Origin of the sequence: Streptomyces sp. NPDC005803, from assembly GCF_040630435.1 — a bacterium.
Taxonomy (GTDB): Bacteria; Actinomycetota; Actinomycetes; order Streptomycetales; family Streptomycetaceae; genus Streptomyces.
Map to the genome: position 1 here is coordinate 122,204 of NZ_JBEXXO010000024.1, position 9,963 is coordinate 132,166.

Below are 9,963 nucleotides of genomic sequence, written 5' to 3' on the forward strand. Positions count from 1 at the left end.
TCCGGCGTTGCACCGCCGGAGGCTCTCCCCGTGCTCACGGGGGTTTTGGTACCGCGAGCGGCCACGGACAGTACGTCCACGCCATGCCACAGTCCAGCGCTTCTGTGTCAGCTCAGCGCAGAATGGCCTATGACGCACCAGGCCCCTCACGCGGCCAGCCCCAGCAAGGCCAACAGGTCTGCGGTCACCACCCGGTAGGCGTTGCCGAGCCTGAGCACCTTGCACGGGTACTGGCCACGCTTGGCCAGCTCGTAGCCCTTGCTCCGACCGAGCCCCAGCGCCCGGTTGCCCGTCTCCAGGTCAATGGCCGCCGGGAGCCCCAGAAGCTCCTCGCGACTCATCCCCTTCGCCCGTCCGGCGTCTTCGTTCTCGCGCATGCGTACTCCATCCATGACTGAGCCCATGGCGAACGCAACCTCCGCGCCCGCCTTCAGGTCTTGGAATCAACGCTAAGCGAGCTAATGTGTCTACATGACACAGCATCGTAGTCATCCTGGAGAGAAGAAGGCCGACGACGGGGACGACGTCCCGGAGTGGGTGGACCAGGTCATGGCCACCGTGGCCGCCGAGGTCCGCAGACGACGGAAGGAACTGGGTTGGAGCGCACAGGACTTGGCCGACAAGTGCGAGGAGGTCGGCCATCCGATCCCTCGCAACGTCATCGCCAACATGGAGTCCGGGCGCCGCTCCAACCTGCCCTTGGTAGACGTCATGGTGCTGGCCGAGGCGCTGAACACCCCGCCCATCTGCCTGCTCTATCCCGTGGGCTACGTCGAGGACGTACAACGCCTCCCTCTCCAACACCCGACCACGTCACTGGACGCGCTGCGCTGGTTCACCGGGGAGGAGACCGACCTCGGCGCGGACGACGACATGCTCCGCTACTTCCGGGCCCACCACGCCGCGCAGGAGCAGATGCGCCGCGCACAGCAAGAAGAGGAGCACGCCCGCTACCAGGCCAAGACCGCCCATAACGCGGATCGAAAGGCCGAGGCCCTGCGAGCCCAGGCGCAGGCCGCCGTAGCCGCCGAGAAGGCCAACAGACGCCTGCACCGGGTCCGCGCCTTCATCGAGGAAGAGGGCGTCACACCCCCACACCTGTGGCCCGACGTCATCAGCGCCATCGAGTCGACCGGCACCGACCCCGACACCACCGAGGAGAATGATCTTTGAAGGGCTCCACCTACCGCCGCTGCTCCTGCCGGGACCCGAAGACCGGCAAGGAACTCGGCGCCTCCTGCCCCAAGCGCAACAGCAGGAACCACTGCACCTACTCCGTACGCCAGGAGCTCTCACCCCGCGAGGACGGCACCCGTCGTTCCTTCGCCCGTGGCGGATACGGCAGCCTCAAGGCGGCCCAGGCCGATCTCGACCACGTACGCGCGCTCCTCGGGCTCGCCGACTCGGACGACCCCGAGGGCACCGAACTCATCGCCGAGATGCTGGCCGAGGTCAGCCGCGAGCGGTCTCCTCTGCCCGAGGTCGAGGAGACGCGGCGGCGCCTCAACTCCGGTCAGGACCTCATCGGCAGCCTGACCGTCGCCGAATGGCTCGACCGTTGGCTGGCCGGCAAGCGCATACGCAAGTCCGGCCTCAACCGCTACGAGACCGACATCCGCGTCCACCTGAAGCCGCGCATCGGCAACCGGCGCCTGGACCGGCTACGTGTCAGCCACCTCAGCGAGATGTTCACCCAAATCCGCGACGCCAATGCCCAGATCCTGGAGGACAACGCCCAACGCCGAGCCGCGCTTGACGAGTTGGCGACCATCCCATGGAAGGGCGCAGAGCACCGTGCCCGCCGTAAGGCGATGAAGGCCGCGATCGACGAGATGCCGCCCTTCCGCCGCATCACGGGCCCCGCCACCCGTCAGCACGTGAAGGCGACCCTCCGAGCGGCCCTGAACGACGCGATCGGGCAGCAGATCATCACGTTCAACCCCGCCGCCCACGTCGAGATCGACCCCGTGCGCAAGCCAAAGGCGCTCGTGTGGACGAACGAGCGGGTCGCCAAGTGGGAGCAGACGGGCGAGAAGCCGTCCCCCGTGATGGTCTGGACTCCTCAGCAGACCGGTGCTTTTCTCGACTTCGTCGCCGAAGACCGGCTGTACGCGATGTGGCACCTGATCGCCTTCCGGGGCCTGCGCCGTGGCGAGGCATGCGGGCAGCCGTGGTCGGAGACGAATCTCGACACCCACTTCCTCACCGTCTCCTCCCAACTCGTGCAGGACGGCTGGGAAGTGGAAGCGTCCGACCCCAAGACCGACAGCGGCTCCCGCGTGGTCGCACTCGACGACGACACCGTCGACGTCCTGAAGCGCCACCGCGAGCGGCAGGACAAGGCCCGCGAGAAGTGGGGCACGGCCTGGGTCGAGACCGGCCACGTCTTCACGCAGGAAGACGGCTCCTGGCTCCACCCGGGCAAGGTCACCGACCTCTTCGAACGGCTCGTCGCCGCATCCGGCCTTCCGCCGATCCGCCTGCATGACCTCCGCCACGGCGCAGCCACCCTCATGCTCGCCGCTGACATTGACATCAAGATCGTGTCTGACACCCTCGGGCACAGCGACACCCGGATCACGCGGGACATCTACCAGAGCGTCCTCCCCCACGTCGGCAAGAGCGCCGCCGAGGCCACCGCGAAGCTCGTCCCCCTCCAGCGAAAGGCCGAGGCCGAGAAGGCCGCGCGCAAGGCCGCGAAGAAGGAGAAGGCCAGGAGGGCTGCGGCCAAGGAGGCCGACGCTGGCAAGGACGGCAAGCCGAAGAAGGACAAGGCGAAAGCCCAGGCCAAGTACGCCAAGAAGGCCACCCGCCGCAAGCCCAAGAAATAGGTCCCCGCACGGCTCCGCTCACGCATCGCTCACGCAAGCACTTCCACGGCATCCCCGTCGTGCGGCTCGGCATGCCCCGGGCATGAAAAAACCCCAGGTCACGGCGAGTGAGTCCTGGGGTTAATCCGAGCCGCCTTCGGGATTCGAACCCGAGACCTACGCATTACGAGTGCGTTGCTCTGGCCAACTGAGCTAAGGCGGCACGCCCTGTCGCACATTGTGCGATCAGCAGCGTCGCCAAGTCTACACAGTTTCGAGGGGTGCTCCGTACCGCCCCGTCCCAGGGCCGTAATCGCTGGTCAGCGGCGGGCCCGGTGGCGTCAGGAGCACTTCTTGCCGTCGTCCGGCGCGGTGCCCTCCAGGAGGTACGAGTTGATCGCCGTGTCGATGCAGTCGCTGCCGCGGCCGTACGCCGTGTGCCCGTCGCCCTCGTAGGTGAGGAGGGTGCCGGAGGAGAGCTGGCCGGCGAGGGACCGGGCCCACTTGTACGGGGTCGCCGGGTCCCGGGTCGTGCCGACGACCACGATCGGGGCGGCGCCCTCGGCCTTGAGGGGGTGCGGGGCGCCGGTGGCGGGGACGGGCCAGTAGGCGCAGTTCAGGGAGGCCCAGGCGAAGCCCTTGCCGAAGACCGGGGAGGCCTTCTCGAACGCCGGCAGGGCCTGGGTGACCGCCTTGGAGGTGGCGAAGGCGGGCGGGAGGTCTAGGCAGTTCACGGCCGCGTTGGCGTACATCAGATTCGCGTACGAGCCGTTCGGCTCGCGCTCGTAGTAACTGTCCGCCAGGGAGAGCAGGCCCGAGCCGTCGCCCGCCTTCGCAGCGGCGAGCGCCTCGCGGAGCTGGGGCCAGGCCGTCTCGTCGTACATGGCGGCGATGACGCCCGTGGTGGCGAGGGATTCTCCGAGCTTGCGGGACTCACCCGTGGCGATCGGCTTCGCGTCGAGGTCGCTGAACAGCTTCTTCAGGTTCGTCGCCGCGTCGGCGGACGTGGTGCCGAGCGGGCAGTCCGCCTGCTTCACGCAGTCCTCCGCGAAGGACTGGAACGCGGTCTCGAACCCCGCGGTCTGGTCCCGGTTCATCTCGGCCGACGTCAGCGAGGGGTCCATCGCGCCGTCGAGGACGAGACGGCCCACCCGCCCGGGAAAGAGCTCGGCGTACGTCGCGCCCAGGAAGGTGCCGTACGAGGCGCCCACGTAGTGCAGCCGCTCGTCTCCCAGCAGCGCGCGCAGGACGTCCATGTCACGGGCCGTCTCCACGGTGGAGACGTGCGGCAGGATCGTGCCCGAGCGCTGCTCGCAGCCCGTGGCGAACTTCTTGAAGGCGCTGCTCAGCTTCGTGACCTCGGCCGCGTCGTCCGGGGTCTGGTCGACCTGCGTGTAGGCGTCCATCTGCGCACCGGTGAGGCATTCGACGGGTTCGCTGCGCGCCACTCCGCGCGGATCGATGGCGACCATGTCGTAGCGGGCGCGCACCTGGGCGGGGTAGCCGATCGCGGCGTACGCCTGGAGATAGCCGATGGCCGATCCGCCGGGACCTCCCGGGTTGACCAGGAGGGAGCCGATCCGCTTGCCGGGGCCGGTGGCCTTCTTGCGGGACACCGCCAGCTTGATCTCGGCACCGTCCGGCTTCGCGTAGTCGAGCGGCGCCTTCATCGTGGCGCACTGGAATCCGGTGACACCGCAGTCCCGCCATTTCAGGTGCTGGGCGTAGAACGGCTTCAGCGCCGCCGGCACGGCGGAGGGTCTGGCCGAGGCCGCCTGCGCCGGGGACGAGGCGCCCGTCGTGGAACTTCCGCTGCTGCAGCCGGAGATGAGGAGGCCGGCAGTGCCGAGCGCGATGGCGAGGGTGCGGAGCGGGCGCCTGGTGTCCATGTCCGGAGCGTAGCCGCCGGGTGTCGGCTCGTCCGATTCCCTGCTCTTTCGGGTGATTCGGCGGCCGGTCGGACTGTGCCGCGGTTACGTCCCGCAGCCGGCCGCGACCGGTGCCTCAGCCGGCCCTCAGCGCCATCGTCATCGCCTCCACCGCGAGCAGCGGGGCCACATTGCGGTCCAGAGCCCGGCGGCAGGCGGACACCGCCTCGATCCGGCGCAGGGTGCGCTCGGGCGTGGACGAGCGGGCGATGCGGTCGAGGGAGTCCTGGGCGTCGGCATTGGCGATGGCGATGCGCGAACCCAGCTGCAGCGCGAGCACATCGCGGTAGAAGCCCGTCAGTTCGGTGAGCGCCAGATCGAGACTGTCGCGCTGGGTACGGGTCTTGCGGCGCTTCTGCCGGTCCTCCAGATCCTTCATCACCCCTGCCGTGCCCCGCGGCATCCGACCCCCGGCGGAGGCGCCGAGGGCGGCCTTCATGTCTTCCGTCTCCTTGACGTCGACGTCCTCGGAGGCCTGCTTCGCGTCGTCGGTGGCGGTGTCGATCAGCTCCTGCGCGGCCTTGAGGCAGCCGCCGATGTCCTCGACGCGCAGCGGCAGCTTCAGGACGGCCGCCCTGCGGGCCCGGGCCCGCTCGTCGGTGGCGAGGCGGCGGGCCCTGCCGATGTGCCCCTGGGTGGCGCGGGCGGCGGCGGCCGCCCGCTCCGGGTCGATGCCGTCCCGACGGATCAGGACATCGGCGACGGCGTCGACCGACGGGGTGCGCAGCGTGAGGTGGCGGCACCGCGACCGGATCGTGGGCAGCACGTCCTCCAGCGAGGGCGCGCAGAGCAGCCACACCGTGCGCGGGGCGGGCTCCTCGACCGCCTTCAGCAGCACGTTGCCGGCGCCCTCCGTGAGGCGGTCGGCGTCCTCCATGACGATGACCTGCCAGCGCCCGACGGCCGGCGAGAGCTGGGCGCGGCGGACCAGCTCGCGGGTCTCCTTCACACCGATGGAGAGCAGATCGGTGCGGATCACGTCGACATCGGCGTGCGTGCCGATGAGGCTCGTGTGACAGCCGTCGCAGAAGCCGCAGCCCGGCGCCCCGCCCAGGGCCCGGTCCGGGCTGGTGCACTGCAGGGCGGCGGCGAAGGCGCGGGCTGCGGTGGACCGGCCGGAACCGGGCGGCCCGGTGAACAGCCAGGCGTGGGTCATCTTCGAACCCGGCGGCACCTGCTCCCCCGTGGACTGGGCGGTGACCAGTGCGTCGGCGTCACGGGCGGCGGCACCGAGCTGCTCCTGCACGCGGTCCTGGCCGACCAGGTCGTCCCATACGGACATGGGTCACCGCCCTTCCGGTGGTGTGAGGCCGCGCCGTCGCGCGCGACGGCGGCGCGGCTGGGGGTGGCTCTGTAAGGCTTGTGCGGCTCTGTCTGGCTGTCTGGCTGTCTGGCTGTCTGACTCTTCTTCGGTTCCGGTCGGCTCTGTGGGGGGCATCTCGCCAAGGCTGTCGGTGACGGTCGTCGATCCGGCTTCCCATTGTGCGGGACGGGTCTGACAATCCCGGCAGACAGCTGTGAGGGACGACGTCGGGGGAGCTGCCCGAGCCGGGTCCGGACCGTACGGGCTGCCCGGACCCGCTGCCCGGACCCCGCATGCCGATGGTCCCGCGCTGTTCGCACGGGACCATCGGCATACCCGGTCAGCGGCGCGGGCGGCGTCCCCTGCCCTTGGGCTCGGGGCCCTCGTCGTCGTGGTCGCCCAGCAGCTCGTCCGCCAGCGTCGGCAGATCGTCCAGCGGGGTCTCCTCCGCCCAGTCCGGGCGCGGGCGGCGCGACCGGCCGGAGGGCTCCTGCTGATCCCGGTCGGTATGCGGATTCGCGTACGGGTCGGTGATCTGCGGCAGCTCACGGGTGCGCTCGTTCTCGCCCTCCGGTGCGGAGTCCGCCGGGCGCTCGTCCCGGAAGATGCCGCGCGGCACCCGGTCCGCGGCGTCGGCGTCGCGGCCGGAGTCACGTCCGGCGTCCCGTACCGGCGGGAGTACCGCCGTCTCGTCCGCGGCACCGGCGGGCCCGGACGCGTCGGAGAACTTCGGGATCATCGCCGTCTCGGCCTCGTCGGAAGGCCAGGGGGCGGACGCCGACGCGCCGCGGGGCCGACCGGAGCCGGACGACGGATCCACCGGGGAGGGCACCGGCTGCGTGACCTCGTTCGGGTTGACGATGGGGGTCGGCACCGTCAGCTCGCTGTCCGGGACGGACGGCGCGGAGGACCCGGACCGCGACGACTGCGAGGACGGGGAAGACGGCGAGGCGTCACGTGAGGCCTTCGCGGCCGCAGCCGCCTCGGCATCGGCTTCCGCCTGGGCGGCCGCCGCCTGGGCGCGGGCGCTCTCCGCTGCGGCAGCCGCCTCGGCCTCCGCCTGCCTGCGCGCGGCCTCGGCCCGCAGCAGAGCCTCCTCCGCCTTGCGCTGCTTCTCCAGACGCCGGGCCTCCGCCTCCTGGCGGAGCCTGGCCTCCTCCGCGGCCTGCCGGCGCAGCCGCGCCTGCTCGGCCTCGCGGGCCGCCTCCTCGGCCTCGATCCGGACGCGCTCCTCCTCGGCGACCCGGCGGGCTTCCTCGGCGCGCTGCCGGGCCTCCTCCGCCTGACGTTCGGCCTCGCGCCGGCGCGCTTCCTCCTCCTCGCGGCGCTTGCGCTCCTCCTCCTCGGCGCGGAGCTTGGCGAGCTGCTCCTGGCGCTCGCGCTCCAGCCGCTCTTCCTCCGCCTTGCGCGCGGCCTCCTCCTCGGCGAGGCGCCTGGCCTCCTCCTCGGCGGCCTTGCGCGCCTCTTCCCGGGCCTTGATCTCGGCCTCGGAGAGCGGAAGGAGCTGGTCGAGCCGGTGGCGTACGACCGTGGTGATCGCCTCCGGTTCCTGACCGGCGTCCACCACCAGGTAGCGCGTCGGGTCGGCGGCGGCCAGCGTCAGGAAGCCTGAGCGCACCCGGGCGTGGAACTCGGGCGGCTCGGACTCCAGCCGGTCGGGCGCCTCGGTGAACCGTTCCCTCGCGGTCTGGGGGTCGACGTCCAGAAGCACCGTCAAGTGCGGTACGAGCCCGCTCGTCGCCCAGCGCGAGATCCGGGCGATCTCGGTCGGCGCGAGATCGCGGCCCGCGCCCTGGTAGGCGACGGACGAGTCGATGTAGCGGTCGGAGATGACGATCGCGCCCCGCTCCAGGGCCGGACGCACGACCGAGTCGACGTGCTCGGCGCGGTCGGCGGCGTACAGCAGGGCCTCGGCACGGTTGGAGAGCCCGGCCGACGACACGTCGAGCAGGATCGAGCGCAGCCGCTTGCCGACGGGGGTCGCACCCGGCTCACGGGTGACGACGACCTCGTGGCCCTTGGCGCGGATCCACTCGGCGAGCGCCTCGACCTGGGTGGACTTGCCGGCTCCGTCACCGCCCTCCAGAGCGAGGAAGAAGCCGGTCGCGGCGGGTGCGACCGCCGGGTCGCCGCCGCGCAGGGCCTCGCGCAGATCGCGGCGCAGCGGCACCCCGGAGCGGTCGTCCGTCTTCGCGAGGACGATCGCGGCGACCGGCAGCAGCAGCGCGCCGATCAGCATCAGGGTGAAGGCGGCGCCGCCGTGTGCGAAGACGAAGTCGCCCGTGGTCAGCCGGTGGGTGCCGATGGCGGCTGCCACCAGCGGGCCGCCGACCGCGCCGAGCGCGATCAGGACCCGGACGACGGCCTGGAGGTGCTCGGTGGTCCGGGACCGCCGGGATTCCTCGGTCTCCTGGTCGACGAGCACGTGGCCGGTGTTGGCGGCGACTCCCGCCGCGTATCCGGCGAGCAGGGCGATCAGGACGACGGTCGTCGTGTCCGGCACCAGGCCCATCGCCAGGAGGGCGACTCCGGTGACGGCGGTGGCCAGGGAGAGCAGCCGCCGCCGCGACAGGGCGGGCAGCACCTTCCCCGCGGTGCGGATGCCGACACCCGTACCGCCGGTCAGGGCGAGGATCAGCAGGGCGAGGGTGACGGGGCCGCCGCCGAGGTCGGCGGCGTGCAGTACGGAGACGGCCGCGGCGGCCGCGATCGCTCCGGCGACCGCGGCACAGGTCGCCACGAGCAGCGGGACGGCGCCGGTGCGGCCCTTGTCCGGTCCGCTGCCGGCGGCGGGCCGGCGCAGCCCCTCCAGGGGCGAGCGCGGCCGGGGCGTCGGCGTACCGGGAAGTTCCAGGAAGTACAGGATGGAGAGGGAGGCGGAGAACAGCCCGGCCGCGACGTACGAGCCGAGCGCCGCCTGGTGGAAGGAGAACCACTCCAGGCCCGAGCCCAGCAGATTGCCGACGAGCGTGGCGACCAGCAGAACGGCCGCGGCGGCGGGAACGGCGGCGAAGTCCGTACGCAGGGAGAGCCGGCGCAGCGGGTCGAGGTGGTCCGGCAGCGGGCGCACGGCGGCGCCCTCGATCGGCGGAGCGGGCAGCAGCGCGGGGGCCGCGCTCTCCTTGGCCACCGTCCACAGGCGTTCACCGGCTCCGGCGACGAAGACGGTGATGAGGATCATCATGAGCGCGTTGTCGGGCGTCCAGTCGATCCACAGGGGCGCGACGACCAGCAGCGCGAGCCGCAGCCCGTCGGTGCCGATCATCAGCCACCGCCGGTCGAGCGGCCCTCCTGGCGCCGCGAGGGCCGTCAGCGGCCCGAGGAGTACGGCTCCGAAGAGCAGGGTGGAAATAATCCGGGCCCCGAAGACGGCGGCGACGGCGAAGGCCGCCCCGCGGTATCCGGATCCGAATGAGCCCTCAAGGACCGCCGCTTGCAGCGACAGCAACACCAGCACGAGAAGGGCGAGTGCATCGCCGGTACTGCCGACGAGCTGGGCGCTCCACAACCGCTTCAGCGGGGGAACACGCAACAGGGCTCGTACGGCGCGCTCGCGTGAGTCTGCGGCAAGTGTGTCGGAGGTGGGGCTCACGACCGTTGGCTGCTCGGCTCGCGTCATCCGCCCAGCCTATCGGGAGCGGGCCGGTGCCCGGGGCCCGCGTCCGAACATACGACCGTCGCCCCTCCGCCCGACCGGCAGAGGACGCCCCCCGCCCCACGCGTTCAGCCCACCGACGCCCCACCCGCCGGGCACCGTCCCCCAGCCGTTCTGAGCCCCGCCCCTGCAGACTCTCCGGCCCGATCAGCCACCCGGAATCCCGTCCACCCCTCCGGCCCCATCCGCCCCACCCCCTCAGCCCCGCCCCCTTCAGCCCCTCCGGCGTTTGAGGAGCGGGGTCCGGGGCGGCGCTGGGCCATGAAG

The 9,963-nt window shown here is 71.6% G+C and carries 6 protein-coding genes and 1 tRNA gene; 2 read left to right on the top strand and 5 right to left on the bottom strand.

All coding sequences use genetic code 11. The features are described from left to right. Positions 1-146: 146 nt before the first annotated feature. Complete coding sequence (locus tag ABZ454_RS29580) at positions 147-377, bottom strand: hypothetical protein (protein WP_359542476.1); 231 nt, start codon at positions 375-377, stop codon at positions 147-149. A gap of 94 nt (positions 378-471) precedes the next feature. Here ABZ454_RS29580 and ABZ454_RS29585 point away from each other — a divergent pair, with 94 nt between their 5' ends. Both ABZ454_RS29585 and ABZ454_RS29590 read left to right on the top strand, forming a co-directional pair. Then, on the top strand, positions 472-1,173 hold the full coding sequence (locus tag ABZ454_RS29585) for a helix-turn-helix domain-containing protein (RefSeq protein WP_359542477.1): 702 nt from the start codon (positions 472-474) through the stop codon (positions 1,171-1,173). Continuing rightward, complete coding sequence (locus ABZ454_RS29590; RefSeq protein ID WP_359542479.1) at positions 1,170-2,831, top strand: tyrosine-type recombinase/integrase; 1,662 nt, start codon at positions 1,170-1,172, stop codon at positions 2,829-2,831. Before ABZ454_RS29585 ends, ABZ454_RS29590 begins: the two co-directional genes overlap by 4 nt. A gap of 128 nt (positions 2,832-2,959) precedes the next feature. On the opposite strand, the gene ABZ454_RS29595 is transcribed toward ABZ454_RS29590, so the two are convergent. The 4 genes from ABZ454_RS29595 to tmk all read right to left on the bottom strand — a co-directional run bounded on the left by ABZ454_RS29595 (position 2,960) and on the right by tmk (position 9,660). Continuing rightward, positions 2,960-3,033: transfer RNA gene (locus tag ABZ454_RS29595), tRNA-Thr, on the bottom strand. Positions 3,034-3,151: 118 nt separating this feature from the next. Then, on the bottom strand, positions 3,152-4,699 hold the full coding sequence (locus tag ABZ454_RS29600) for an alpha/beta hydrolase (RefSeq protein ID WP_359542480.1): 1,548 nt from the start codon (positions 4,697-4,699) through the stop codon (positions 3,152-3,154). Between the two features lie 115 nt (positions 4,700-4,814). Continuing rightward, positions 4,815-6,020, bottom strand: a complete 1,206-nt coding sequence (locus ABZ454_RS29605; RefSeq protein WP_359542482.1) for a DNA polymerase III subunit delta' — start codon at positions 6,018-6,020, stop codon at positions 4,815-4,817. Positions 6,021-6,381: 361 nt separating this feature from the next. Continuing rightward, positions 6,382-9,660, bottom strand: coding sequence for a dTMP kinase (tmk, locus tag ABZ454_RS29610; protein ID WP_359542485.1), 3,279 nt, complete (start codon positions 9,658-9,660; stop codon positions 6,382-6,384). Positions 9,661-9,963 lie beyond the last annotated feature (303 nt).

Coding starts and splice junctions, on each gene's coding strand:
- ABZ454_RS29580 (WP_359542476.1), bottom strand. CDS start 377: ATGCGCGAGAACGAAGACGCCGGACGGGCGAAGGGGATGAGTCGCGAG.
- ABZ454_RS29585 (WP_359542477.1), top strand. CDS start 472: ATGACACAGCATCGTAGTCATCCTGGAGAGAAGAAGGCCGACGACGGG.
- ABZ454_RS29600 (WP_359542480.1), bottom strand. CDS start 4,699: ATGGACACCAGGCGCCCGCTCCGCACCCTCGCCATCGCGCTCGGCACT.
- ABZ454_RS29605 (WP_359542482.1), bottom strand. CDS start 6,020: ATGTCCGTATGGGACGACCTGGTCGGCCAGGACCGCGTGCAGGAGCAG.
- tmk (WP_359542485.1), bottom strand. CDS start 9,660: ATGACGCGAGCCGAGCAGCCAACGGTCGTGAGCCCCACCTCCGACACA.